The following is a 25,796-nucleotide window of genomic DNA, read 5'->3' on the forward strand; positions in this document are numbered from 1 at the left end:
ACCCATGACCGCTGCGGCCACTGTTTCTGGCATTGGCCGGCCGCGGCTTGGCAAGGCGCTTCCCAGCGCGCTCTGGGCCTTGCTCCTGCTGACGCCGGCCTTCGTGTCCCTGGCGTCGGTTTCCTTCTACCCGATCATCAACGGGCTCTATCTCTCGCTCACCAACACCTCGCTGATCACCCAGGAGAACGAATTCTCCGGTTTCGCCAATTATGTGCAGCTCTGGGGCGACGCGCAGTTCTGGAACGCCTGGTGGCACACGATGTGGTTTACCGCGGCATCCACGATACTGGAGACCGTCATCGGGCTCGGCATGGCGCTCATCCTGTGCGAGGCTTTTAAAGGCCGCGGGCTCGTCCGCGCGGCCATGCTGGTTCCCTGGGCGATGCCGACCGTCGTCACCTCGAAAATGTTCGGCTGGCTGTTCGACGGCCAGAACGGCATCATCAATTACATTCTCCTGCATGCCGGGCTGATCGACCAGAAGGTCAACTGGTACGGCTCTCCCGACACCGCGATGACCACCATCATCATCGCCGACGTCTGGAAGACGACGCCGTTCATGGCGCTGCTGCTTTTGACCGGGCTGCAGACGGTGCCTAATTCGCTGATCGAGGCAGCGCGCATGGATGGTGCCAAGGGCTGGATCACCTTCTGGTACATCCGCCTGCCGCTCTTGATGCCGACCTTGCTGATCGCCGGCCTGTTCCGCGCGCTCGACGCCTTTCGCGTCTTTGACCTCGTTTATGTGCTGACCGGCGGCGGTCCGGCCGATTCGACCGAGACGCTGTCGACTCTGTCCTACAAGGTGCTCTTCTCGACGCTGCAATTCGGCTATGGCTCAGCCGTTTCGACGGCCATGTTCGTCACCGAGGGCATCATCGCACTGGCGTTTTGCCTCTATCTCATCAGGCAGATCAGGAGGGCGCAATGAACGACACACGCTCGCCGCTGCAGACCATCGCCATTTATCTTGGCGCTCTGCTGATCCTGGTCTGGTCCGGCGGCCCGTTCATCTGGCAATTCTCGACCTCGTTCCAGCTCGACAAGGCGCTGACCTCGGGCTCGCCATCGCTGATCCCCGCGCCCTTCACGCTTGAGCACTACTACAACGCCTTCATCGAGAAGCAGCTGCACCGCTATGTCTGGAATTCGCTGGTGGTCTCGCTGGCCACGACATTCCTGTGCCTCTTCGTCGGATCGCTGGCTGCCTTCGCGCTATCGCGGCTGAACGTCAAGGGCCGCTTCGGCATCCTGATGGTCATCCTTTCGGTGTCGATGTTCCCGCAGATCGCGCTGGTCGGGCCGCTCTATCTGGTGGCTACCAATCTCGGCCTGCTCGATACCTATACTGCGCTGATCATAACCTACCTCGCGCTCGGGCTGCCGCTCGTCACCTGGGTGCTGTTCGGCTATTTCGAGACGCTGCCGCGCGAGATCGACGAAGCGGCGCGCATGGACGGCGTCAGCGTTCCCGGCCTGCTCTGGCACATCATCCTGCCGATGTCGCTGCCGAGCCTGGTGACCACGGGCCTGCTTGCCTTCATCACCGCCTGGAACGAATTCCTGTTCGCCCTCGCCTTCACCTCCAACATCGATCGCCAGACGATCCCCGTCGGCATCGCCAACTTCACCAACCTCTATTACGTGCCCTGGGGCGACATCGCCGCAGCTTCGGCCGTTGTCACCGTTCCTTTGATCGTGCTGGTGCTGTTCTTCCAGCGGCACATCATCGAAGGGCTGACCCAAGGTGGCATCAAAGAATGAGCGGCATCAAGGAATGAAAGGATGAACGTGAAAGACCTGAAAGTCGGATGCCAGACCTTTACCTGGGAAATGCTCGGTGACCGGTTTTCCGGTGGCCCCGACGATCTCTTGAAGGCGATCGCCGATGGCGGTTATGCCGGCATCGAGATCACCGACACGATGATCGGCCGCTATGTCGACAGGCCGGCGGAATTCGCCACGGCACTGAAGTCGGCCGGCCTCACCCTGGTTTCCTTCGCCTTCGGCTCGGAAAGCGGCTTCACGCTGAAGGAGAAGATCGGCACCGACCTCGAGACCGCCAAGCGCTGGATCGACTTCGCCGCCGCCTTTCCAGGCGCGCTGATTTCGATGGGCTCGGCCACCGTCGTGTCCGACGGCCCGCGCGACGACAAATTCGCCATCGCGGCCGACCTCTACAACAAGGCCGGCGAACTCGGTCGCAGGGCCGGCGTCAATGTCGCCGTCCATCCGAGTTCCCATCACAACACGCTGCTCTTTGACCGTGCCGATTATGACCGGATTTTCGGGCTGGTCGATCCGTTGCTCGTCGGCTGGGTGCCCGACACCGGCCACATATTGCGCGGCCATGAAGACATGATCGACACGCTCACCACCTACCGGGACCGCATCCGCTACGTCCACCTGAAGGACGTCGATGCCGGCGGCACATGGGCGATGCTCGGCAAGGGCGTCTGCGATACCGCGGCAGTGATCGACATCGCAAGTGCGGCACCGCGCTTCAACGGTTGGCTGGTGCTGGAAGAGGAATCCGAGACTGCCGCCGCCGATCCAGCGGCCGCCGTCAAGACCAACCGCCAGACCATGCGCGGCTACGGCGCGTGAGGAAGAGACCATGATCCGGAAGCAAGACCGTCGCCTTCGTGTCGGTGTGCTCGGCTGCGGGCCGATCGCGCAATTCGCCCATCTCGAATCCTGCGTGAAGGCCAGTAATGCCGACCTCTATGCGATCTGCGATGCCGCCCCCGATCTCTTGGCGCGCATGGGCGCGACCTATGAACCCGAAAAGATGTATGGCGATTACGATGAGATGCTCGCCGACCCGCAACTGGAGGCGGTGATCGTCGCGACCTCGGACGCCTATCATGTTCCGATGTCGATCAAGGCGCTCGAGGCCGGCAAGCACGTGCTGTGCGAGAAGCCGATCGGCGTCTCGGTCGAGGAAGGCGAGATGCTCGCCGATGCGGTCAGGCGCTCCGGCAAGGTGCTGCAGGTCGGCCATATGAAGCGCTTCGATCCGGCGCTGGAGGCGGCGCGCGATTTCGTCCGCGACGAGATGGGCGAAATCCTGGCGCTGAAGGCCTGGTATTGCGATTCCACCCATCGCTACACCAACACTGATGCGGTCCAGCCGCTTCCCGTCACCAGCAAGCTGGCAAGGAAACCTGGCGGCAATCCGAAAGCCGATCTCAGGCAGTATTTCATGCTCGCGCACGGCTCGCACCTCGTCGACACGGCGAGCTTCCTGTGCGGCGAGATCGTCGCCGTGCGTGCCCGCCTCAACGAGCGTTTCGGCGCCTATTGCTGGTTCGTCGAAACGGAGTTCGCCAACGGCGCGCTTGGCCATCTCGATCTCACCGTGGCCGTCCGCATGGACTGGCACGAGGGTTTTCAGCTCTATGGCGAGAACGGCTCAGTGATCGCGAAGACCTTCAATCCCTGGTATTTCCGGGCGAGCGAGGTTGATATTTTTCACGAGAAGGATGCGACATCACGAAAGCCGCTGGGCGCCGACGGGCATTTCTTCAGGCGCCAGCTCGAAGGCCTCGCCGAGACAGTCCTTGACAACAAGCCGATGCGCGGCGCCAACGTCGAGGACGGCCTTGCCTCGATCCGCGCCATGGTGGCAATCGCCCGTTCGGTCGAGAGCGGCGAGCGCGTCGAGATCGCCAGCGTGACGGGAGCGGTCTGATGCAGATCGGGGTGTTCGCCAAGACCTTCCCGGGGCGTGAGCCGGCCAGTGTGCTGGCGGCGGTGCGCGACGCGGGATTTGCCGTCACCCAGTTCAACCTGGCCTGCGCCGGCCTGCCCTCGATGCCGGATGCGGTCCCTGACGACGCCATCAGCGCCATCGCGGCCGCGTCGAATGCTTGCGGTGTCGCCTTGGTGGCGCTCTCGGGCACCTACAACATGGCCCATCCGGACAGGACTGTGCGCGACGACGGCCTGCGCCGGCTTGGCGTGATCATCGAGGCCGCGGCAGATCTTTCCGTTCCCTTGGTCACGCTGTGCACAGGAACCCGCAACCCGGACGACCAGTGGGCGCACCATCCCGACAATCCCGATCCCTCGGCATGGGCCGACATGGCGGGCGAAATGGAAAAGGCGCTTGATCTCGCCGAACGTCACGGTGTCGACCTCGGCATCGAACCCGAACAGGCCAACATCGTCACCTCGGCGGGAGACGCGATGCGCCTCATTGCAGCGATGGGCTCTAAACGGCTGCGCATCGTGCTCGATCCGGCAAACCTGTTCGAGCAGGCCAGCCCCGCCGAAGCACGCGCCATCGTGGCCGCTGCGGTCGAGACCACGGCCGGCCATGTCGCCATGGCCCATGCCAAGGACCGTTTCGCCGACGGACGCTTCGCCACCGCCGGGCAAGGTGTCGTCAATTTCCCGGATTTTGTCGCCCGACTGAAGGCATCAGGCTTTGACGGGCCGCTGGTGACACATGGGCTTTCGGCTGAGGAAGCGCCCGAAGTCGCCCGTTTCCTCAAGGGGCTGGTGTGATGACCCGCCCGACTACCTTGCTTCGCGACGACGCCGCGCTGCGGGTTTCCGACACAGGCGACGGGCTGGCGGTCGTGTTCCAGCACGGGCTGGGCGGTGGCGAGGCGCAGGTCGCCCAAGCTTTCCCTTCCGGGTCGGGGTCGCGGCGCGTCACGCTGGAATGCCGGGGGCACGGCGCCTCCGAACTGGGCACCAGCCGTCCTTTTTCCCTGAGCATGTTCGCGGACGATGTTGTTGCCGCCGCCGATCAAGCCGGTCTCGACCGTTTCGTCGCCGGCGGCATTTCCATGGGCGCCGCGATCGCCATGCGCCTTGCCTGCCGTCATCCGGACCGTGTCGCGGGCCTGATGCTTGTGCGTCCGGCTTGGATTTTCGGCAGCGCACCCGTGAACATGCGGCCGATCGCCGAGGTTGCCGGCCTCATCCTCGACCACGGCCCTGGCAAGGCGAGAACGATCTTCGCACAATCGCAGACGGCAGCGCGCCTCCAGCGCGACGCACCCGACAATCTCGCTTCGCTGTTCGGCTATTTCGACCGGCCGGATGCCGCCGCGTTCGCGCAGGTACTCGCCGACATCGCCGCCGACGGCCCAGGTGTTTCAGCGAACAACGCCGCGGCCTTTGGCATCCCCACGCTGGTCATCGGCAACGCCATGGATGCGGTGCATCCCCTTTCTGCCGCCCACACGCTTGCCTCGCCCATCCCCGGCGCGGCCTTTGCCGAAATCACTCCCAAGGCGCTCGACAGCGTCAGGCATTTCGCCGAGCTACAGACTGAGATCACCACCTTCCTTCACGCTCACTTCAACATCCGGAGCCTCGTTCCGTCATGACGATCAAATCCCTGTCCGGCCCCGCTGCCATCGCCGCCCTGCCGCGCAAGCGGCTGCTGGGCGAGTTTTCGTTGTGGTCGTCAGACCTTGCCAATATGGAGCGCGACCTGAAGCGCATAGATCCATTTGTCGACCTCCACCACATCGACGTCGCGGACGCCCGCTTCACCCCCGGATTCCTGTTCTTCCCGGATCTGGTGGGGCGGATCGCCGGGCTGACGGCAAAGCCGATCCATGTGCACCTGATGGTCGAAGCGGAGATCGTCGAGGAGCAGACCCGCCAGTTCATCGAGGCCGGTGCCGACCTGATCAGCGTCCATGCCGAAAACGGCGAAGCCGGCCTGCGCGCCGTGCGGCTGGCGCGTGATCTCGGCGCCGAGGCCGGTGTGGTGCTCAGGCTGGAAACGCCGGTCGCTGCGGTCACGCCTTTCCTGTCGCAAGTCGCGTTCGTGACGCTTCTCGGCACATCCATCGGCGTCAAGGGCCAGAGCCTTTCCGACCAGGCCTGCCCACGCCTGTTAGAGGCGCGCACGCTGATGCGGCAAGCCGGCCGTGAAACCGACATCATCCTGGCTGCCGACGGCGGCATCCGCCACGAGACGGTGCCGCGCTTGCGCGCCGCCGGGGCCGAGACGGTGGTGCTCGGATCGCTGGCATTCGGCGACCCCGACCTCGCGCAACGCATGGCCTGGCTGCATGGGCTGAAGGTCGCCGCCTGATGACAAGACTAGCCCTCGCCTTCGATCTCGGCGGAACGGAGCTGCGCGGCGCGCTGGTCGAGAGCGGCGGCCGCGTTGTCGCGCAAGTTTCGGCGCCGACGATGGCGATCGCGGGATCCGATGCGGTGATCGGCCAGATCATTGCACTGGCCGGGGCTCTTCTGACACAGCGCCCACAGGCGGATGTCGTCGGCATCGGCATCGGCGCGCCGGGGCCGCTTGATCCCAAGGCCGGCATCGTGATCGCCCCGCCGACCCTGGCCGGCTGGCACGACGTGCCGTTGATCGACATTCTCGGCCGGCAATTCGGCCTGCCGGTGCGGCTGGAGAACGACGCCAATGCGGCGGCTCTCGGCGAATGGCGCCTCGGCGCCGGCCGTGGCAGCGGCTCGCTGGTGTTCGTCACCGTGTCGACCGGCATTGGCGGCGGCGTGGTTGCCGACGGCCATATCTATCACGGCCGGCGCGGTCTGGCGGCCGAGATCGGCCACATGACCATCACCGGCGAGGGCGATCGCTGCTTCTGCGGCGCTGTCGGCTGTTTCGAGGCGGTCGCCTCCGGAACCGCGCTCGGGCGGCGCGCCACGGCGCTGACAGCGCCGGGCGATGGCTCCCTGCTCAGGCGCCTTTCGGCTGACGGCGACGTTTCGGCCAGGCACGTCGTCGACGCCGCGCGTGCCGGCGATATCAGTGCGCTCGAATTGATCGAGGCGGAAGCGAAGTGGCTCGGCATCGGCTTCACCAACCTGCTTCACCTCTATTCGCCGGACCTGATCGTCATGGGCGGCGGCCTCGCCAACGGTTTCGACCTGTTGGCTCCAACCATCAGGGCAACCGTCGAGCAGCGGGCCATGCCGGCCTACCGGGATGTGCCGATCGTGCCGGCACAACTCGGCGACCGCGCAGGACTGATCGGCGCGGCCAGCCTGATCCTGTGGGAGGGCGAACCGGGCGCCCCACTGGCGATGGCGCAGGACGACGACAACGAACACGGCGCGACCGAACGTGCCGATGCCAGGGAGACAAGCCATGGCTGAGCTCAAGCTGCGTGGTGCGCGCAAGTCCTACGGATCCGTCGAGATCATCAAGGGCCTTGACCTGGACGTCGAGGACCGCGAATTCGTCGTCTTCGTTGGCCCGTCCGGCTGCGGCAAGTCCACGCTGCTGCGCATGATCGCCGGCCTGGAAAAGATCACCGCCGGCGATTTGCTGATCGATGGCGTGCGGGCCAACGACATCGATCCGTCCGAGCGGGGGCTCGCCATGGTGTTCCAGTCCTACGCGCTCTATCCGCACATGACGGTGGCCGAGAATATGGGCTTTGCACTGAAGATCGCCGGTGTTTCCGCCGCGGAAAAGGAACGCAAGGTGCGAGAGGCAGCCGAGGTGCTGCAGCTTTCGCATCTTCTCGACCGGCGGCCGAAGGCGCTGTCGGGCGGCCAGCGTCAACGTGTCGCCATCGGCCGCGCCATCGTGCGCAATCCCAAAGTTTTCCTGTTCGACGAGCCGCTGTCCAATCTCGACGCCGCCTTGCGGGTCAGCATGCGGCTTGAGCTGATGCGCCTGCATGAACATCTGGCCGCGACGATGATCTATGTCACCCACGACCAGACCGAGGCCATGACCATGGCCGACAAGATCGTCGTGCTGAACGGCGGCAACATCGAGCAAGTCGGTTCGCCGCTCGATCTTTATAACAAGCCGGCAAACATCTTCGTCGCCGGCTTTATCGGCTCGCCGAAGATGAACCTGCTGAGGCTGAAAGTAGCCGCGACTGGTCCCAAAGGCGTCTCCGTCACATTGCCGGACGGCTCGGCCTTGTCCGTGCCAGTTGCGGCGGGCGCAACCCGACCCGGCGACGAGTTGCTGCTCGGCATGCGGCCGGAGCATCTCCGCACCTCGGCCAACGGACAGTTCAAGGGGCAAGCCGTGCTGGCGGAGCGGCTGGGCAGCCTGACAATACTGCATGTCGAGGTCGCGCCCGATGTCACCCTGGTGGTGCAGGCCGAAGGTGGCGACACCACGCCGCTGCACAGCCCCATCGCGCTCGATATTTCTCCCGCGGTCTGCCATCTGTTTCGTATGGATGGCCCGGCGCTGGCCTCGCTGTCTTGAGTTGAATTCCCCGACATTCGGGAGACCTTGGCGGGACAGCGCCAGCGCCTGTCCTTCATCGCCGCGTTCTTCCTCCCTTTCCCTGCTGCGCTGCAGCACATCAAAAGCCGCTGCATACCATTTTAAATCCTGACGCGTGTCAAATTTTTCTAAAACATGCGGAAATGCTGACAGGCATCGGTCAGCGCTCTGGGAGGAGAAATGCCTGACGAAAAGTGGCCCGAACCGGGCGCGGAACCCGCAATCGCTGATCGGTCGGCAGCTTGTCATCGCAAGCGCCGGGCTGGCCTTCGCCGGCACAGGCACTCCGTTAGCCGTACAACGGTTCGATTGCGACACAACCAACAATTAGGAGGAGGAAGAGCATGCGCATGTTCAATTGCCTGACGCTTGGCGCAGGTCTGTTTGCAACCGTTATTTCCATGCCCGCCCACGCCGAAGACGCGGCGAAGGTCGCCGCTATCGTCAAAGGTCTCGACAATCCCTTCTTCCAGTACATGCACCGGGGCATCGAAGAGCAGGCCAAGGCCGACAACGTGGCCGTCACTATCCAGGCAGCCGCCAATATGGGCGACGCCACCGGGCAGGCCGATCGGCTGACCGCCATGGCCATGCAGGATTTCGATTGCTATCTGGTCAATCCGATCAGTGTCAGCAACCTCGTCCAGGCACTGGTCCCTGTCGCCCAGAAGAACAAGCCGATCATCAACATCGACAGCACCATCGACGCCGAGCAGGCCAAGGCCGCCGGCTTCACCATCTCAACCTATATCGGCACCGACAACGTTGCCGCCGGCGTATTGGCAGGCGAGGAGATGCTGAAGCTGGTTCCTGCGGGCTCCAAGGTCGCGCTGGTGGCCGGCATCGTCGGCGATGTCGGCAGCAACGCCCGCATCAAGGGCTTCAAGCAGGCCGTCGAAGGCAAGCTCGAAGTCGTGGTGATGGTCAGCGCCGACTGGGACCGCGAGAAGGCGCTGACCGCGGCCACCGATATCCTGGCCGCGCATCCCGATCTCGCCGGTTTCTTCGCCGCCAACGACATCATGGCGCTCGGCGTCCAGCGCGCCGTCCAGACCTCGGGCAAGGACGTCAAGGTGATCGGCCTTGACGGCATCGTCGATGCGCTGAAATCGGTCGCGGCCGGCGAACTCTCCGCCACCGTCGCCCAGTATCCCTATGTCGTCGGCGCCATGGGCGTGGAGGCCTGTAAGGCGGCGGCCTTGGGCAAGGAACTGCCCGCCAACGTGCCGGCGCCGGTCTTGCTGATCAACAAAGACAATGCCGAAGCCTCGCTGAAGAACTTCCCGCGCCCGGGCGGCGACTATCCCGATCCCTTCCGCGAGATGTTGAAGTGAGCACTCCTGAACAAAACGCGCCCGTGCATACCGCGGGCGCGGCGGAGGAGAGCCGCCCCTCCCTGTCGGCTCTCCTCCTGGATCCTTCCTTCTGGGCCGACTGGGCATCGGTCGTCGGCCTTGTCGGCCTCGTCATCGTCTTCGGCATCGCCCAGCCGGTCTTTCTCAGCATCGCCAATCTGCAGGCCCTGCTGCTAGCGGCGGCGATCCTGGTCGTGCTGTCGATCGGCCAGACCTTCGTCGTGGCGACCGCCGGCATCGATCTCTCGCTGGCTGCCGCGGTTATGCTGGGCGCCATCATCCTCGGCCTCGTCGACGCCGCGGGTTATGGCATCTTCCTCGCCTGCGCGCTGGCTGTCGCCGCCACCAGCGCGGTCGGTTTCCTGAACGGCGTGCTCATCACAGCCGGGAAAATACCCGACTTCGTGGTGACGCTCGGCACGCTTTCGGGCGTCACCGGCCTCGGCCTAATCCTGTCAGGCGGCGAGCCGATAATGGTCGGCTCGACCTTCCTGCTGCGGCTGGCTTCGGGTTCCTTAGGGCCGTTCGGCTATCCCGTCTGGGTGGCGATCGCAGCCGTCATCGTGGCGCATATAGCGCTCTACCACACCCGCTTCGGCGTGCATCTGCTGGCGACCGGCGGCCAGGTCGAAAGCGCCGGCGCGCTCGGCATCCGCACCAACCGGGTCAAGATCGCCGCCTATACGATTTCAGGCTTCTGCGCCGGCATCGCCGCACTGCTCCTGGTGGCGCGCATCGGCTCGGCCGAACCGCAGATCAACACCAGCCTTCTCCTGAATTCGGTGGCGGCGGTGGTGCTCGGCGGAGTCAGCCTGTTCGGCGGCCGCGCCAGCATTCTTGGGCCGGCGATCGGCGCGCTGATGCTCACCGCGTTGGTCAACGGACTGACCCTGCTCAGCGTTTCGGCGTTCTACCAGCCGCTCGCCGTGGGCGCCATCGTGGTGCTGGCCGCTCTGATCATGCGGTACCAGAAATGAGCGCGGTCCATCATATCCCGCCATCCGAGGCGATCCTCGCCTGCCAAGGGCTGAGCAAGCATTTCGGCAGCATTCGCGCCTTCACCGACGTCGCGTTCCAGGCCCGCCGCGGCGAGGTCACCGCTGTCATCGGCGACAATGGCGCCGGCAAGTCGACGCTAATACGCTGTCTGGTCGGCGTGCATGTGCCGGATGGCGGCGAAATCTTCTTCGACGGCCAGCCGCGTCCCTTCGCCAACCCCGACGAGGCGCGCAAGGCCGGCATCGAGACGGTGCACCAGAACCTGGCGCTGATCGACGAATTGACCGTGGCGCAGAACCTGTTCCTCAACCGCGAGATCGTGCGCCGGATCGGCCCCTTTGCCCTGCTCGACCGCAAAGCCATGAAACAACAGGCGCGCGCCATGCTGTCACGCCTGTCGATCAACATGCCTTCGGTCAGCCAGCGCGTGCGGCGCCTGTCGGGCGGACAGCGACAGGCGATCTCAATCTGCCGCGCCGCGGGTTCAGGCGCCAAGGTGGTGGTGATGGACGAACCGACGGCAGCGCTCGGCGTGCAGGAGACGGCCAATGTCGAAGCCCTGATCCGGCGGCTGCGCGAACAGGCCGTCAGCGTCATTCTGGTCAGCCATAATTTTGATCAGGTGCGGCGCCTGTCCGACCAGATCTGGGTGATGCGGGCGGGACGGATGGTGGCAACGGTCCGATCGTCCGAGACCACCGGCAACGAACTCGTCGCACTTGTCACCGGCGCGGCGTAGAGGCAACCCATCCGGCCATCTCGTTACGAATTGAACGATACAAAGGGAGTTTGCGAGTGGCGATAATCCGTGTCGGACTTGTGGGTCTTGGCGAGGTCGCGCAGTCGATCCATCTGCCGGTGCTGGCCGACCAGCGCGATCGCTGGGTGATAGCGGGCGTCCATGACGTCTCGCCGAGCCTGGTGGCGCTGTGCACATCCGAATACCCAACCGCCAAGGCCTTCGAAACGGCAGAAGCGCTGATCAATTCGCCCGACATCGACGCAGTTTTTGTTCTGTCATCAGATGACACCCACAGCCGTTTCGTCCGAGCTGCCGTAGCAGCCGACAAGCACGTCCTTCTGGAAAAACCCGCTTGTCTGACGGTGCGCGAGATCGACGAACTGCTGGTGCTGACGACGAATTACGCCAAGACGATCTTCGTCGGCTACATGCGCCGCTATGCACCTGCCTATCTGGCTGCCAGGGACGAACTACCCGCCTTCGCCGACATCACTCATGTGCGCATCTTCGACCTGATCTCCGAAGGCCGGCATTTCCTGAAGAAGAGCCAGAACATCCTCTATCCCAGCGATATCGACTCGGCGCTACTGGCACGCGGCGCCAGGGAGCGCGACACGCTGATCCGCGAAGTCGTAGGTGCCGATGCGCCGGCCGATCTCGTGCGCGCCTATCGCGGCCTGACCGCGCTGTCGTCGCACCACATCTCAGCGATGCGCGGGCTCATCGGCGAACCGGTTCGCGTGCTCGCCGCGCACCGGACCAATGGCGGCGCCAACACCTCAGTGACCTTCGACTACGGCCATTTCGCCTGCCAGTATGACGCGGTGGTCGACGATCTCGGCCTGTTCGATGCCATGATCGAGGTGCGCTCGAACACCAAACGCATCCGCATCGTCTACGACACGCCCTATATCCGCAGCCTGCCGACACGGCTCGAAGTGACGGAAGCCGGACCGCTCGGCCCGGTCACGCGGACCTTCGGGCCGCTCTATGGCGACGCCTTCTCCAACGAGCTGGAGACTTTCCACCGCCACATCTCAGATGGCACCAGGCCATTGACGGACCTGGCGGATTCGCGCCGCGACCTGGCGCTGATGGCCGAGATCATCGCGCGGATGAAGGAGGCTGGCGGGCGCTGAGTGCCCGCGCCTACTTCCCGCAATGGTGATCGTTGATCTTGTTTAGCGCATTCGCGTCGGGTCCGATCCGGTGGTAGGAGCAGGCTCCTGCGGCCGTGGTGACCAACTGCTGGTCATAGTAGCGCGGGCCGCCAAACAGGATGTCGATGATATCGTCTTCGGCGGGAACGTAGCGTTCGGATTGAACCCGGTGGTCGCGGTGCTTGTCGCCCGCGAAGGCGGAAGCGGATAGGCTACAGCCTATCGCGAGAGCGAGCACGCGGATCGCAAAGCGTCTTGTCGTCATCGGCAATCACCTTCTGGCCGTTCAGCGTCTCACCATACATCCAAAATCGCCAGCCGAGCAAAAGTTCCCCGGATCGTCCGAGGCGACGAAAAACCTGCCATCCTTGCCGATCCCCGCCTGTCACAATAGGTTTATCCTGCGGCGCTAGGGAGAGCGTTCTCGCATCCGGCGCTCAGCCGGATCCGTCTCTTCACACGAAGTGGGGTTTTCCATGCGCAAGATCATTCTCGCCGCCATGTTTTTGGCATCCGCCATCGCAGGCGCTTCAGCTGCCGACGGCACGCTGGTCCTCTATACCAGCCAGCCCAACACCGACGCTCAGCAGACTGTCGATGCCTTCATGGCGAAATACCCCGCAGTCAAGGTCGAATGGGTGCGCGATGGAACACCGAAGATCCTGGCCAAGCTGCGTGCTGAGATCGAAGCCGGCCAGCCGCAGGCGGACGTGCTTCTGATCGCCGACGTTGTGACCATGGAAGGGCTGAAGAAGGAAGGAAGGCTGCTCGCCTATCCCGAGGCCGATGTCTCCGGCATCGACGCCACCCTCTACGACAAGGACAAGACCTATTTCTCGACCAAGCTGATCACCACCGGCATTGTCTACAACACCAAGGCGCCCTTCGTGCCGGCGAGCTGGGAAGACCTCACCAGGCCGGAGGCGAAGGGCCTTGTCGCGATGCCCAGCCCGCTGACCTCGGGTGCGGCGATGATCCACACCGTGACGCTGACCGGAAACCTGCCGGAAGGCTGGGATTATTACAACGCGCTCGCCAAGAACGGCGCCCAGGCAAGCGGCGGCAATGGCGACGTGCTGAAGGCCGTCAGCGGCGGCGACAAGCTGTTCGGCATGATTGTCGACTACATGCCCATCCGCGAAAGGGCCAAGGGCGCGCCCGTCGAGTTCGTATTCCCGAGGGAAGGCGTCTCGGCCGTCACCGAGCCTGTCGCCATACTGTCCACGGCCAAGAACACCGAGGCGGCCAAGGCCTTCGTCGATTTCCTGCTGTCCAAGGACGGACAGCAAGCCGCCGCGAAGATGGGCTACATTCCGGCGCGCGCCGATATTGCCTTGCCGGCCGGCTATCCCGATCGCTCGTCGATCAAGGTGCTGCGCTACGATGCGGCCGCCGCGCTCGCCAACGACGCCGCCAACAAGGAAAAGTTCGGCGCCGTGATGAGCCAGTAGCGAGTCCAGCCGCCAGTGGTATCGTCCGCGCAGTATATCCTCCCCGGGCAGTCCGTGCCGGCACGGCGCGGGCCCGGGGTGCGGACCACATCGGGGTTTCGCGCGTCGGCGCTCGCCGTTCTGCTGGTCATCGCCCTGCTCAGTCTGCTGCCGATGGTCAGGCTCCTCGTCGCGGCCGTTGCGCCGGGCGGTGAGCTCGATTTCGGCGCATTCGCCGAACGCCTGGCCAAGCCCGCCGCCTTACGGGCGACGTGGCATACGCTGGATACTGCCTTTTTCGGCGCCGTGCTGGCGGTCTGCCTCGGTGGCCCCGTCGCCATCGCCATCACCATGACCGACCTGCCCGGGCGAAAGCCCCTTGGTTTCCTGCTTTTGCTGCCGCTGATGATCGCGCCGCAGGTGACCGCTTTGTCGTGGCTGCATCTGTTTGGCCCGTCCAGCACGCTTCTCGGCATGGTCGGCATGGCGCCGCCACCGGGCACACCCAATCCGATGCTCGGCCGCAATGGCATCATCCTGCTTTACGCCGTCCAGCACGCGCCGATCGTCTTCATCACGTTGCGGGCGGGGCTTTCGCAGATTCCTCGCGATCTCGTCGAAGCAGCCAGGGCCTCCGGCGCCAGGCCGCTCTTCGTGCTGCGAACCATCGTCCTGCCAATCGTGCGTCCTTATATCGTGGCTGCGGCGGCACTCGCCTTCGTTTCCGGCGTCGGCAATTTCGGTATCCCGGCCCTGCTTGGAATGCCGGTCAACTATCTGACGTTGCCGACGCTGATCTATCAGGACCTGTCGAGTTTTGGACCTGGCGTCTTGCCGCAGATCACCGCGCTGTCGGTGCTGGTCGGCGTGCTGGCGCTGGCCGGTGTCACTTGCCAGTCGCTGGCTCTGCGCGGCGCCGCTCACCGCTTTACTTCAGGCACGCCGGCGCGTTTCGAGCTCGGGCGCTGCCGCCTGCTGCTGGCCGGTCTCGGTTGGCTGGCGATCGGCTTCATCCTCGTGCTTCCGGCTTGCGCGCTGCTGGCGACGTCGCTCGTGCCGTCCTTCGGTGTCCCGCTTAGCTGGCAAACGTTGACCGCGTCCAACTATGCCGAGGTTCTTGTCCGCCAGGCTTCGACCGTTCGCGCCTTCCGCAATTCCCTTCTTTTTGCCGGTGCTGCGGCACTGATCCTCGCCATCGGCGTCATTCCGGTGACCGCCGTGCTCGAACGGCTCGGCCGGCGCTGGCAGCGTCTCCTCAGCGGCATCGTCGACCTTCCCTATGCGGTCCCCCGCGTCGTGCTTGCTATTGCCTGCATCCTCCTGTTCCTGCGCCCGCTGCCGCTGGTCGGCAGCCTCTATGCAACGGCCTCGATCATCGTGGTCGCCTACGCGATGCGGTTTTTCACGCTCGCCTTGAAACCGGTGGCTACCGCGGTCGGGCAGATTTCACGCGATCTCGACGAGGCGGCGGCGGTGTCGGGAGCCGGGTCCCTGCGCCGGCTTGCAACGATAACCGCGCCGCTCGCCGCACCCGCGGCAGTGGCAGGCGGGCTGCTCGTCTTCATGAGCGCCTTCAACGAGCTGACGGTCTCGGCCTTGCTCTGGTCGAGCGGCAATGAGACGCTCGGCGTGGTGCTGTTCAGCCTCGAGGAAGCAGGCTTGGGAACGCAGGCCGCCGCGATCGCCGTTTCCACGATTGCCGTTGTCGTCGTCCTGCTGCTTGTGCTCGACCGGTTCGGCCGGCGGCTTCCGGCAGGCGTCTTGCCCTGGCGGTAAGCAGCGTTAGGCGCCTGGAATAATCCAGGCGTCCGAGACGGCGACATTCACGCTCTGGCCGACTGCCACTGCCTCGGTGCTGTCGATCAGCAATTCCTGTCCTGGTCCTGGTCCTGGCCCTCGCCCTGGCATCGGCAAGGCCAGCCGCACCTCATGCACCGGACCGCGATAGACGCTGTCGAGCACCGTCGCCGGCATGCCCTCAGGTGAAATCCGCAGCGCTTCCGGTCGCAGCAGGATTTTCACCGGCCCTGCCGATGTCCCGGCACTTCGCGCCACGAGGCGATGCCCGGCTATGTCGACCGTCGCGGTTTCTTCGGCATGATCGATGACTGTCCCCCCAACGATGGAACCGCGCCCAACGATGCCGGCAACCGTGGCATTGGCCGGGGCGCGATAGACCTCCTGCGGCGCCGCCGCCTGCAGCACCTTGCCTCGGCTCATAATGGCAACGCGGTCGGCCAGCGCCAGGGCCTCGGCCTGGTCGTGGGTGACATAGACGATGGTGGCGCCGGTGCGGCGATGGATGTCGCGAAAGGCGTCGACCATCGACGAGCGCAAATGCATATCGAGATTGGCGAGCGGTTCGTCGAACAAGATAATTTTGGCGTCGGCAACGAGGCAGCGCGCCAGCGCCACGCGCTGGCGCTGGCCGCCGGACAGTTCCTCGATGCGGCGGCTTTCAAACCCATTGAGTCCCACGATATCGAGAACCGCGCCGACACGGCCAGCGATCTCGCCCCGTTTGACGTGCCGGGCTTTCAGCGGATAGGCGACGTTTTCGGCGACATCCATATGCGGCCAAAGCGCATAGGACTGGAAGACGACACCAACGCCGCGCGCTTCCGGCGGCACCTGCCGCTGCGGATCGGCCATCAATTCGTCGCCAAACAGCACGCGGCCTTGGCTGGGCGCCTCGAAGCCGGCGATCAGTCTCAGCATCGTGGTCTTGCCGCACCCGGAGGGGCCGAGCAGCGCGGTGAACGAGCCCGCCGCGAAGTCCAGCGAAACGGCGTCAAGCGCTGCGGTTTCGTTGAACCGCTTGGTGAGACGCTCCACCTTGATTTCGCTCATGCTTCACCAATCGGCATATCATTGTGTCCCGCCGATTGTTCACGCAACCGGTGCGGCATGGCGTCGGCATACGTTGGAAATCCGGCCGTGACAATGATGGCTGCGGCAATGGCGCCGGTGCTTACTGCGCCGTCCGGCCGCCATCAATCGGCAAGGTTGTGCCGGTGATCTGCTTTGCCGCATCCGAGCATAGGAACAACGCCAGTGCGGAAAGCTCGTCCACGGTGACGAACTCCTTGGTCGGCTGGACGGCGAGGAGCACGTCGCGCTTAACCTCTTCCTCGGTCATGCCGCGCGCCTTCATTGTGTCGGGAATCTGCTTTTCGACCAGCGGCGTCCAGACGTAGCCGGGCGCGATCGCATTGACGGTGACGCCGTCAAGTGCCGCCTCCAGTGCCACTGTCTTGGTCAGGCCCGCTATGCCGTGCTTGGCCGACACATAGGCGGACTTGAACGGCGAGGCGACCAGCGCGTGCGCCGACGCAGTGTTGATGATGCGGCCCCATTTGCGCGCCTTCATACCGGGCAGCACCGCCTTGATTGCATAGAAGGCGGCGAGCAAATTGATGCGGATGATGGCTTCCCATTTGTCGTCCGGGAATTCCTCGATCGGCGCGACATGCTGGATGCCGGCATTGTTGACCAGGATGTCGAGACTGCCGAAGGTCTCTTCGGCCTCGCGCACCATGGCGCTCACCGCTGCCCCATCCATCATGTTGGCGCCGGAGTAACGGCATTTGACGCCGAAATCCGCTTCGATGCCGGCGCGCTCGATGGCAGCTGCTTCGCCCAGGCCGTTGATGGTGACGTTGGCGCGCTCAAAAGCGCTGCTATCGACCTGACCCGAGTGTGCGCACCGGTTTTGGATAGTATGGAAAGGCTGCGCTGGACCGCATCGGACGAGAAACCGCTGGCCGGACGGCTCTGATGGCATCCTCGATCTATCCCGCAATCTCCAGCAAGGACGATACCAGCAATCGACGTTCGTCCCGTGAAAGGACGTCCGAATCGAAGAGGTTCATGCTGCGAAGCCCTTCGATGGCGAGATAGCAGACCAGCAGCGCCTTGAGGTCCGGCGTCTCTCCCTTGAGCCGCTCGAAAACCTGCCGCCTGAACGATTTTATCGGTGTCAGGAAATCGGGATCCTCGGCGATCGCCGAAAATATCCAGGAAGCCGACGGTTTCGACTCCTCGGCATGTTCGGCTGAAAGCTTGATGTAAGTCGCAAGCGGGCTTTCGCCGATGACGCCGGCCGTGCGGGCGGACTCCAGCGCCTGCTCGAAGGCGCGCAGGTAATCCTCCACCAGCGCCTGCATCAGTTTCGCCTTGGTCGGGAAATTGTACAGCAAGCCGCCTTTCGACACGCCGGCACGGCTGGCGACGGCGTCCAGCGACAGGCTGCCGGGCCCTGTCTCGCGTGCCACATCGGCGGCGGCGGCGAGAATCTTCTCACGCGAATTTGCTCTGCGGGCTTTCATCAATCGCCTCCCCATACATTAGCCTATGCGGAATTGACAAGACCGTCCAGACGGTACAGTAAGATCGCCGTCATTTGAAATCGGGACCAGTCACAGGTATGTGTTTCGGTCATCCGACCGTTATGCCGGGCCATGGCCAAGGGGACTGTTCGTGATCAAGCGCTTCATCATCGCCTTCATTCTGCTCGTGCTGGTGTGCGGCGGCATCGTCGGCTTCAATTTGTTCCGCGACAATGCGATCCAGCAATTCTTCGCCACGATGAAGCCGCCGGCCGCGACGGTGTCGACGACAATCGTCAAGCCGACCAGCTGGACGCCGGGCGTCGAAGCGATCGGCACGGTAAGCGCGGTACGCGGCGTCGACCTGACCGTCGAAACCGCCGGCATCGTCAAGGACATCCTATTTCACGCCAATCAGAAGGTTGAAGCCAACGCGGTTCTCCTTCAGCTCGACGATGCCGCCGAGCGCGCCGATCTCGATGCGACGAAGGCGCAAGCAGCGCTCGACCAGACGGCGTTGACACGCGCCCTTGAATTGCAGAAACGCGGTGTCGGCTCGGAATCGACGCTCGACACGGCGCGGGCAACTGCATCGGCTTCCGCTTCGCAGGTCAACAGGCTGCAGGCGGTGCTCGATCAGAAGCTGCTGACAGCGCCCTTCGGCGGCACGGTCGGTATTCCCAGGATCGATCTCGGCCAGTATCTCTCACCCGGCACTTCCGTAGTGACACTGCAGGACCTGGAGACGATGCGGGCCGATTTCTCGATTCCCGAACAGCAGCTCCCGCTACTGAAGATCGACCAGAAGCTGCGGCTGGGCATTGGCGACGGCGAGCTGCCGTTCGCCGGCACCATCCGCGGTATCGACCCGAAGATCGACCCGACCAGCCGGCTGGTGACGGTCAGGGCCGAGGTCGCTAACCCCGAAGGCAAGCTGACCCCTGGCCAGTTCGTGCAGGTGCGCGTCGAATTGCCCGAGGAAAACAACGTGCTGACGGTGCCGCAGACCGCGCTGACGTCCAGCCTGTACGGTGACTTTGTCTTTGTGGTGCGTCCGGCGAAGCCGGCCGCAGCCAGTGGCGCGGCCCCTGCTGCTGCGAAGCCGGAAGAAAAGCCCGCCACGGACACCGCGAAGCCCGCGGCCGAAGCACCCGCGGCAAAACCGGAGGAAAAACCGGCTGCTACCCCGGCCGAACCGAAAGCGGAAGAACAGAAGCCGCAGCTCATGCTTGCCCAGGTGTTCGTTAAGCCCGGCCGCCGCAACGCCGGCCTAGTTGAGATCCTGGAAGGCATCCAGCCCGGCGACGAAGTCGTTACCGCCGGCCAGAACCGGCTCTCCAACGGCATGTCCGTTGCCGTCGACAACACGATCGACCCGACCAAGCCGGCAAACCAGCAGGCAACCCAGTAATGAGCTTTTCCGACCTCTTCATCCGCCGTCCGGTCCTTTCGACCGTGCTCGCCCTGATGATCCTGCTTCTGGGTTTCCAGGGCATCTTCAACCTTTCGATCCGGCAGTATCCGGAAGTTGAAGAAACGGCCATCACCATCACCACGGCCTATCCCGGCGCCAGCGCCGACTTGATCCAAGGGTTCATTTCCGCGCCGATCGCCCGTGCCGTCGCTTCAACCGAAAACATCGATTATGTCACGTCGGCGAGCCGGCCGTCCTCCAGCACCGTGACGGTGCAGATGAAACTCGGCTCCAACCCCGACATCGCGCTGAACGAAGTCTTGTCGAAGGTACAAGGCGTGCGCGGCGAGCTGCCGGACGAGGCCGAAGACCCGGTGATCGTCAAGGGCACCGGCGAGCAGTTCGCGATGATGTATATCTCGATGCAAAATCCGAACATGACGCCGGAACAGCTCACCGAATATATCGAGCGAGTCGTGCGGCCGCGCATGTCGACGGTCGAGGGCGTTGCCGACGTGCAGATCTTCGGCGCCGCCGAATATTCGATGCGCGTCTGGATCGACCCGATCAAACTGGCGGCGCGCGGCGTGACGGCGGCGGAAGTGCTGACCGCCATCAACGAATCGAATTTCCTCTCCGCGCCCGGCAATACCGAAAACGAGTATGTGGCTTCCTCGATCACCGTCCGCTCGACGCTGCAGACGCCGGAGGCTTTCGCCGCCCTTCCGCTCCGCTCCAACAACGGCAATGTGGTGAGGCTGCGTGACGTCGCGCGCGTCGAGCTCGCCGCGGCGAACACCGACACCAGGGTCAGCTTCAACGGCAAGCCCGGCATCTTCCTCGCCATCTTCCCGACGCCGGCCGCCAATCCGCTGACGACAGCGGAGGCGATCCACGAAATTGTGCCGACCATCCAGGAGACGCTGCCGCTCGGCATGACGATCGAGATCGTCTACGATTCGACCGAGCAGATCAGCGCTTCGATCGAGGAGGTGTTCAAGACCATCGGCGAGGCGGTCATCATCGTCATCGTCGTCATCCTGCTCTTCCTCGGCTCATTCCGCTCGGTGTTGATGCCTATCGTGACCATTCCACTGTCGCTGATCGGCGTCTGCTTCCTGCTGTTTTCGTTGGGCTATTCGATCAACCTTTTGTCGTTGCTGGCTATGGTGCTGGCGATCGGCCTCGTCGTCGACGATGCCATCGTGGTGGTGGAAAACATTCACCGCCACATGGAAGAAGACAACATGTCGCCGATGCAGGCGGCCTTCAACGGCATGCGGGAGATCTCCTCCGCCGTCGTCGCCATGACGATAACGCTGGCCGCCGTGTTCGCGCCGCTGGCCTTCACCGGCGGCCTGACCGGCGCACTGTTTCGCGAATTCGCGGTGACGCTTGCCGGCTCGGTGGTGCTTTCGGGTGTCGTCGCCCTCACCATCACACCGATGATGTCGGCACGCATCCTGAGGGCCGGCTCGCACAGCCGCTTCCAGCGCATTGTCGACAACACGTTCGGGCGCGTCGAAAACCTCTACGAGCGGCTGGTCAGCGGCTCGCTGAAATATCGCCCGGTGACGCTGATGATCGTCATCGCACTGGTCGCCACGACCGGCTTCATGTTCACCAGGACCGCGAGCGAACTGGCGCCGGAAGAAGACCAGGGCTTCCTGCTTTCCCTGGTGACCGCGCCGCGCTACGCGACATCGGACTATACCGAGAGCTACGTCAATCAGATACTCGGCCTGGTCGATGACCTGCCTGAGACGCGGGCACGGTTCTCGGCGGTCGCCTTCGGCGGCGGCCAGACGAACACCGCTTTCGTCGGCTTTGCGTTCAAGGATTGGGCCGAGCGTACGCGCAGCTCGAAGGAACTCCAGGAAGACATCACGGGTCGCCTAAGCAAGGTGGCGGGCGTCGAAGCTTTCGTCTTCGCACCGCCGACGCTCCCAGGCTCCGGCGGCGGCCTGCCGATCACGATGGTGGTGCGCTCGACCGGCGAGGCCTCCCAGGTCTACGAGGCGGCCGAGGACATCAAGAACAAGGCGCAGGCCTCCGGCCGCTTCATGGTCGTGCAGAATTCGATGACCTTCGACGCGCCGCAAGTGACGGTGACGATCGACCGCGACCGCGCCGCGGCGCTCAACCTGCCGATCGCCGACATCGGTCGGACGCTGACCCTCTTGGTCGGTGGCGCCGAAGTGGCGCAATTCGACCGCGAATCCAACAGCTACGACATCATCCCGCAAGTGCCGCAGAAATTCCGCGACAACCCTGAAAAGCTGGCCGAGTATTTCGTGCGCAGCGCGTCGGGCGAGATGGTGCCGCTCTCGGCAGTGGTGAAGATCTCGACCAATGCCTCGCCGGCCGTGATCGAGCAGTTCAACCAGTTGAACTCCGCCACGATTTCCGCTCTGCCATTGCCCACCGTCACCACCGGCGATGGGCTGAAGACCATCGAGGATATCGCGAGGGAAAGCCTGCCCGACACGTTCTTCATCGACTATACCGGCCAGTCGCGGCAGGAGAAGGAACAGGGCTACACGATCATCATCGCCTTCGCGGCAGCCGTTCTCGTCATCTATCTGGTGCTGGCGGCGCAGTTCGAAAGCTTCCGCGATCCGTTGATCATCATGATGTCGGTGCCGCTGTCGATCTTCGGCGCGATCGTGCCGCTCAATCTGGGGCTGGGAACGCTCAACATCTATACGCAGGTCGGCCTGATCACGCTGATCGGCCTGATCACCAAGCACGGCATTCTTCTGGTCGAGTTCGCCAACCAGCAGCGCGAGCACCACGGGATGCGGCGCCGCGATGCCATCATCGCCTCGGCCAAGGTGCGGCTGCGGCCGATCCTGATGACGACGGCGGCGATGGCGCTCGGCGTGGTGCCGCTGATCATCTCCAGCGGCGCGGGTGCTGCGGCACGCTACTCGATGGGCCTGGTGATCTTCACCGGCATTCTGGTGGGAACCATGTTCACCCTGTTCGTGGTGCCGATGTTCTACACCTTCATCGCCAGCAAGGACCTGCCGCATCATGCCGAGAAGCCGGACCCGAAGCTGATGCCGGTGCCGATTGATTGAATGACGAAAAAAGGCCGGAACTTCCGGCCTTTTTCTTGGGCAGTCAGTCATACTCGTCAGGCCGATCGTCTCGGCTAGCTATTTGACGATGACGATCCGGGTATTGGCCGGGCCAAAAATCTCGACAAGCTGGTAGAAATCGGCGGCGTTGGCCGGATGCAGCCGCACGCAGCCATGCGAGGCCGGCTGTCCCAGGCGCTTGACGAAATTAGTCGCATGGACGGCGTAGCCACCCTTGAAGAAGACCGAATGCGGCATCGGCGCGTTGTCGTATTTCCTCGAATACCACATTTGGTGCATGCGGGTCGGCTTGAACGAGCCGGTCGGGGTGACATGCCCCTTGGCGCCGGTCGAGACCTTCCACGCGAAGGTCGGCCGCCCGTCGACCAGGACTTCCATCGTCTGTTGCGAAATCGAAATCCGCGCCACGATCTGATTGGCGGCCCGATTGGCGGCATGGGCGACGCCATTACCGGCGCCGAACAGAAGAGCTGCACCCGTCAGGGCGGCGGCAGCGACGTTGATGAGCTTGGCAGAAATGGCAGTGTACATGAGATCCCCCTGTCTGCCGGACATGGCCGGCTCCAATTCGATGACCGGCTTATCGTCGTGCGATGTTTCGAATTGATTTCGTATGGCAGGCATTTCTGTTTCGAATCTGTTTCCTCTGGTTAACGACCGGAAGCCTATCCGTGGGACATCCGGAAGGCGGAACCGGAGGACATGACGCCCTCGTCTGACCGGATCCGGGCCGGCAGAAGGCGCAGTCATTGCTAAACGAAAGTAATATTGCCTCATATGAAAGAAATTTGACTTGCATCGAAACCAATTTGCAACAAAGCGCGCGCGCTAGCGGCATGATCTGGATACAGGCGACCCGCAGAGTTGACCCAACGAAAACAGCCGGCACAAACGAAGATGAACCTGCAATCGAACGCGATGTCCTGGCTTTTCAGGATAAGCATAGCCGCAGCGGTCCTTGGCGGCGTCGGCACCTTCGCTGGCGGCCCGACGACGAAGCTTGCGGGGATGACTTCAAGCGAAGTTTCGACGCTACATGCCGCACTGTTTTTCGCCACGGTCTGGATTGTGTCCAGCCTGCGCATTAACCGGCTCAAGGCCCTCTGGCGGGTCGGTTTTGGGCTGAAGAAGATGCGCGGCCCCTCCGGCAACTTGCAGCCGAGAGGACCGAAGGCCCGCGCCGCGACGGGGGGCTCCGCTGGCGGCGCGGGCGCTTCGGGGGTTTCCCTGAAGCGAACCTGAAACCGAATTTGGGGAACAAAGACGATGAACACGAAATTTGCTGCTTCGGTGCTTTCCGCACTGCTCTACGCGCAGGGCCTGCTCGGCTTTGCCGGCCTCGCCACCGTGCTCCTGAAAGATCGGGCCTATGCCAGCGAACTCGGCACGGCCTACGAAAGGCCGTCAGGGCCGTCGCTCCTCGTGGTGCGCTGAGTTGCAAGCGCATGCCCCCGAAATCGGAGACGATTGTCGCTGGGGATCATGCGCAAAATTGAAGTGCTACAGTATCCTTTGCGAGGTGGGCCAGCCGTCAGTCGGCGAACTGCGTCGGCGGATCGAACCGGTAACCCGCCCCCCTTATGGTGGTGATGGTTTCGGTGTCGAGCTTGCGGCGCAGCCGCACGATGCGCGAATCGATCGAGCGATCGAAGGCATCGGCATTTTCGGCGGGCGCGGCGGCAATGATGTCGTCGCGCGTCAAAACCTTGCGCGGGCTGGCCAGAAACAGTCTGAGCAGCGCCACCTGACCCGGCGACAATTGTTCTTCAGTGCCGGAGCGATGCATGACCATGGCCGACCGGAGGTCGACCGTCGCGTTCTCCAGCACGACCAATTCCCCGGCGTTCCTGCCGCGCCGTGCCAGCAAGCCGCCGATACGGGCGGCGAGTTCCCTGACGTTGAGCGGGCTTTCGACGACATCGGCGGCACCGAGTTCGAGCGCCAGCACCTTATCGACGAGATCGGCCGGCCGGCAGATCAGGATGAAATCCGGCCCGCCCTCGCCGCCATGGCGCCTGAGCAGATCACGCCCTTCCGCCTGGCTGAGGCTGTCGCCGACGACGACGACATCGATGCCCTTTCCGGAAAGCAGGGATTCGGCCTCCCACGGCTGCCGCACCGCGCGCACGTCATGACCGCGCCGTTCAAGATGGTCAGCGAGATTGGTCGCGACCACTTCGGCGACGGAAACAAGCGCGATAATGGATCGTGCAGCCATTTTTTTCCCCACCCTGCAACCGGCAACCCAAGATGAGCGCTGGACATGATGTTTATACCCAATCTACTTTCCACTGAAAGCGGGAGCGAGAGCATAGTGCGGGCACGAATTGTCATCGTCGAGGACGAGCCCGATCTGAGGGACGCGGTCGCCGAGTATCTCGGCGCCAGCGGCTATGATGTCGCCACGGCCGAGAGTGCCAGCGCCGCGCGAACCTTGCTGGAAACGCAGTCGTTTCACCTGGCCATCCTCGACATCGCCATGCCAGGCGAAGACGGCCTGTCACTCGGCCGCTGGCTGCGCTCGAAAATGCCGATCGGCATCATCTATGCCACCGCCGCCGGCACCGCGCTCGACCGCATCGTCGGGCTGGAACTTGGGGCCGACGACTACATCGTCAAGCCTTATGAATTGCGCGAGGTGCTGGCGAGGGTCCGCAGCGTGCTGCGCCGCGTTCCGCAGCCGACCGAGCCGCAGAGCGCCAAGGCCGAAGCAACAGCCAATCGCCGTTACATGAGCTTTGGCCCCTTCCATGCCGATCTCGACGGCAGGTTTGTCACCGGCACCAATGGGACGGTCATCGACATGGCCAAGAGCGAGTTCGACGTGCTGGAGGTCTTCCTGACACGCGCCAACCGATTGTTGACGCGTGCGGCGATCTCCGAGGCGATCGGCTTCGTGGAAGATCCTGAATCGTCGCGCGCGGTCGACATCCGCATCATGCGGCTGAGAAAGAAGATCGAGGCGGACCCGGCCAATCCGAAATTCCTGCGCACGGTGCGCGGCGAAGGCTATATCTTCTCGCTGCCGACCGGCGAAAGCAACTGAGCGGAGCGACCGCCT

General features: G+C 63.8%; 26 protein-coding genes. 19 read left to right on the forward strand and 7 right to left on the reverse strand.

Annotation, left to right across the window (positions count from 1 at the left end):
• The first annotated feature begins 4 nt into the window (after window positions 1–4).
• The 13 genes from CIT25_RS23795 (at window position 5) to CIT25_RS23855 (ending at window position 12,438) form a co-directional block, all read left to right on the forward strand.
• The gene (locus CIT25_RS23795; RefSeq protein WP_095487064.1) at window positions 5–934 is read left to right on the forward strand and encodes a carbohydrate ABC transporter permease; all 930 of its coding nucleotides are present in this window, start codon (window positions 5–7) and stop codon (window positions 932–934) included.
• Window positions 931–1,767 carry a carbohydrate ABC transporter permease gene (locus tag CIT25_RS23800; RefSeq protein ID WP_095487066.1) on the forward strand — a complete coding sequence of 279 codons (837 nt, stop codon included), beginning with the start codon at window positions 931–933 and terminating at the stop codon, window positions 1,765–1,767. The genes CIT25_RS23795 and CIT25_RS23800 overlap by 4 nt, the downstream gene beginning before the upstream one ends.
• 21 nt (window positions 1,768–1,788) lie before the next feature.
• Window positions 1,789–2,610, forward strand: a complete 822-nt coding sequence (locus tag CIT25_RS23805) for a sugar phosphate isomerase/epimerase family protein (protein WP_095487068.1) — start codon at window positions 1,789–1,791, stop codon at window positions 2,608–2,610.
• 10 nt (window positions 2,611–2,620) lie between these two features.
• Complete coding sequence (locus tag CIT25_RS23810) at window positions 2,621–3,697, forward strand: Gfo/Idh/MocA family protein (RefSeq protein ID WP_095487070.1); 1,077 nt, start codon at window positions 2,621–2,623, stop codon at window positions 3,695–3,697.
• Complete coding sequence (locus tag CIT25_RS23815; RefSeq protein ID WP_095487072.1) at window positions 3,697–4,515, forward strand: sugar phosphate isomerase/epimerase family protein; 819 nt, start codon at window positions 3,697–3,699, stop codon at window positions 4,513–4,515. Before CIT25_RS23810 ends, CIT25_RS23815 begins: the two co-directional genes overlap by 1 nt.
• Window positions 4,515–5,348 (forward strand): alpha/beta fold hydrolase, encoded by an 834-nt coding sequence (locus CIT25_RS23820; protein WP_095487074.1) that lies wholly within the window; start codon window positions 4,515–4,517, stop codon window positions 5,346–5,348. Before CIT25_RS23815 ends, CIT25_RS23820 begins: the two co-directional genes overlap by 1 nt.
• Complete coding sequence (locus CIT25_RS23825) at window positions 5,345–6,067, forward strand: ribulose-phosphate 3-epimerase (protein ID WP_095487076.1); 723 nt, start codon at window positions 5,345–5,347, stop codon at window positions 6,065–6,067. Before CIT25_RS23820 ends, CIT25_RS23825 begins: the two co-directional genes overlap by 4 nt.
• Window positions 6,067–7,104 carry an ROK family protein gene (locus CIT25_RS23830; RefSeq protein ID WP_095487078.1) on the forward strand — a complete coding sequence of 346 codons (1,038 nt, stop codon included), beginning with the start codon at window positions 6,067–6,069 and terminating at the stop codon, window positions 7,102–7,104. Before CIT25_RS23825 ends, CIT25_RS23830 begins: the two co-directional genes overlap by 1 nt.
• Entirely contained in the window at window positions 7,097–8,182 is a 1,086-nt protein-coding gene (locus tag CIT25_RS23835; RefSeq protein ID WP_095487080.1) for an ABC transporter ATP-binding protein, read from the forward strand. Before CIT25_RS23830 ends, CIT25_RS23835 begins: the two co-directional genes overlap by 8 nt.
• A 365-nt stretch (window positions 8,183–8,547) precedes the next feature.
• Window positions 8,548–9,537: a sugar ABC transporter substrate-binding protein gene (locus CIT25_RS23840; protein WP_095487082.1), complete on the forward strand. Its 990-nt coding sequence runs from the start codon at window positions 8,548–8,550 to the stop codon at window positions 9,535–9,537.
• A complete protein-coding gene (locus CIT25_RS23845; protein ID WP_095487084.1) occupies window positions 9,534–10,535 on the forward strand; it encodes an ABC transporter permease in 1,002 nt (333 codons plus the stop codon). Before CIT25_RS23840 ends, CIT25_RS23845 begins: the two co-directional genes overlap by 4 nt.
• Window positions 10,532–11,296 carry an ATP-binding cassette domain-containing protein gene (locus tag CIT25_RS23850; RefSeq protein ID WP_095487086.1) on the forward strand — a complete coding sequence of 255 codons (765 nt, stop codon included), beginning with the start codon at window positions 10,532–10,534 and terminating at the stop codon, window positions 11,294–11,296. Before CIT25_RS23845 ends, CIT25_RS23850 begins: the two co-directional genes overlap by 4 nt.
• 56 nt (window positions 11,297–11,352) lie before the next feature.
• On the forward strand, window positions 11,353–12,438 hold the full coding sequence (locus tag CIT25_RS23855) for a Gfo/Idh/MocA family protein (RefSeq protein ID WP_095487088.1): 1,086 nt from the start codon (window positions 11,353–11,355) through the stop codon (window positions 12,436–12,438).
• Between the two features lie 10 nt (window positions 12,439–12,448).
• Here CIT25_RS23855 and CIT25_RS23860 read toward each other — a convergent pair whose 3' ends face one another.
• Window positions 12,449–12,724 carry a hypothetical protein gene (locus CIT25_RS23860; protein ID WP_095487090.1) on the reverse strand — a complete coding sequence of 92 codons (276 nt, stop codon included), beginning with the start codon at window positions 12,722–12,724 and terminating at the stop codon, window positions 12,449–12,451.
• 211 nt (window positions 12,725–12,935) lie between these two features.
• On the opposite strand from CIT25_RS23860, the gene CIT25_RS23865 reads away from it, so the two are divergent.
• Complete coding sequence (locus CIT25_RS23865) at window positions 12,936–13,910, forward strand: ABC transporter substrate-binding protein (protein ID WP_095487092.1); 975 nt, start codon at window positions 12,936–12,938, stop codon at window positions 13,908–13,910.
• Window positions 13,911–14,063: 153 nt separating this feature from the next.
• Window positions 14,064–15,665 (forward strand): ABC transporter permease, encoded by a 1,602-nt coding sequence (locus CIT25_RS23870; protein WP_245329985.1) that lies wholly within the window; start codon window positions 14,064–14,066, stop codon window positions 15,663–15,665.
• Between the two features lie 6 nt (window positions 15,666–15,671).
• Here the strand turns inward: CIT25_RS23870 and CIT25_RS23875 are convergent, their stop codons facing one another.
• The 3 genes from CIT25_RS23875 to CIT25_RS23885 all read right to left on the reverse strand — a co-directional run bounded on the left by CIT25_RS23875 (window position 15,672) and on the right by CIT25_RS23885 (window position 18,217).
• Window positions 15,672–16,739 (reverse strand): ABC transporter ATP-binding protein, encoded by a 1,068-nt coding sequence (locus CIT25_RS23875; protein WP_095487094.1) that lies wholly within the window; start codon window positions 16,737–16,739, stop codon window positions 15,672–15,674.
• Between the two features lie 121 nt (window positions 16,740–16,860).
• The gene (locus CIT25_RS23880; RefSeq protein WP_245329975.1) at window positions 16,861–17,673 is read right to left on the reverse strand and encodes a 3-hydroxybutyrate dehydrogenase; all 813 of its coding nucleotides are present in this window, start codon (window positions 17,671–17,673) and stop codon (window positions 16,861–16,863) included.
• Window positions 17,674–17,680: 7 nt separating this feature from the next.
• Window positions 17,681–18,217, reverse strand: a complete 537-nt coding sequence (locus CIT25_RS23885; protein WP_095487096.1) for a TetR/AcrR family transcriptional regulator — start codon at window positions 18,215–18,217, stop codon at window positions 17,681–17,683.
• 151 nt (window positions 18,218–18,368) lie between these two features.
• Here CIT25_RS23885 and CIT25_RS23890 point away from each other — a divergent pair, with 151 nt between their 5' ends.
• Both CIT25_RS23890 and CIT25_RS23895 read left to right on the forward strand, forming a co-directional pair.
• Window positions 18,369–19,628, forward strand: coding sequence for an efflux RND transporter periplasmic adaptor subunit (locus CIT25_RS23890; RefSeq protein WP_425351754.1), 1,260 nt, complete (start codon window positions 18,369–18,371; stop codon window positions 19,626–19,628).
• On the forward strand, window positions 19,628–22,714 hold the full coding sequence (locus CIT25_RS23895) for an efflux RND transporter permease subunit (RefSeq protein ID WP_095487098.1): 3,087 nt from the start codon (window positions 19,628–19,630) through the stop codon (window positions 22,712–22,714). The genes CIT25_RS23890 and CIT25_RS23895 overlap by 1 nt, the downstream gene beginning before the upstream one ends.
• Before the next feature lie 78 nt (window positions 22,715–22,792).
• Here the strand turns inward: CIT25_RS23895 and CIT25_RS23900 are convergent, their stop codons facing one another.
• Window positions 22,793–23,266: a L,D-transpeptidase gene (locus tag CIT25_RS23900; RefSeq protein WP_095487655.1), complete on the reverse strand. Its 474-nt coding sequence runs from the start codon at window positions 23,264–23,266 to the stop codon at window positions 22,793–22,795.
• Window positions 23,267–23,508: 242 nt separating this feature from the next.
• Window positions 23,509–24,009 carry a hypothetical protein gene (locus tag CIT25_RS36935; RefSeq protein ID WP_167391088.1) on the reverse strand — a complete coding sequence of 167 codons (501 nt, stop codon included), beginning with the start codon at window positions 24,007–24,009 and terminating at the stop codon, window positions 23,509–23,511.
• On the opposite strand from CIT25_RS36935, the gene CIT25_RS23910 reads away from it, so the two are divergent.
• Window positions 24,002–24,169: a hypothetical protein gene (locus CIT25_RS23910; protein WP_095487102.1), complete on the forward strand. Its 168-nt coding sequence runs from the start codon at window positions 24,002–24,004 to the stop codon at window positions 24,167–24,169. The genes CIT25_RS36935 and CIT25_RS23910 overlap by 8 nt on opposite strands.
• Before the next feature lie 97 nt (window positions 24,170–24,266).
• Here CIT25_RS23910 and CIT25_RS23915 read toward each other — a convergent pair whose 3' ends face one another.
• A complete protein-coding gene (locus CIT25_RS23915) occupies window positions 24,267–24,953 on the reverse strand; it encodes a response regulator transcription factor (protein ID WP_095487104.1) in 687 nt (228 codons plus the stop codon).
• A gap of 48 nt (window positions 24,954–25,001) precedes the next feature.
• On the opposite strand from CIT25_RS23915, the gene CIT25_RS23920 reads away from it, so the two are divergent.
• On the forward strand, window positions 25,002–25,781 hold the full coding sequence (locus CIT25_RS23920; RefSeq protein ID WP_185928140.1) for a response regulator: 780 nt from the start codon (window positions 25,002–25,004) through the stop codon (window positions 25,779–25,781).
• Window positions 25,782–25,796: the final 15 nt, after the last annotated feature.

The sequence above is a fragment of the Mesorhizobium mediterraneum genome (genome assembly GCF_002284565.1).
GTDB lineage: Bacteria > Pseudomonadota > Alphaproteobacteria > Rhizobiales > Rhizobiaceae > Mesorhizobium > Mesorhizobium mediterraneum.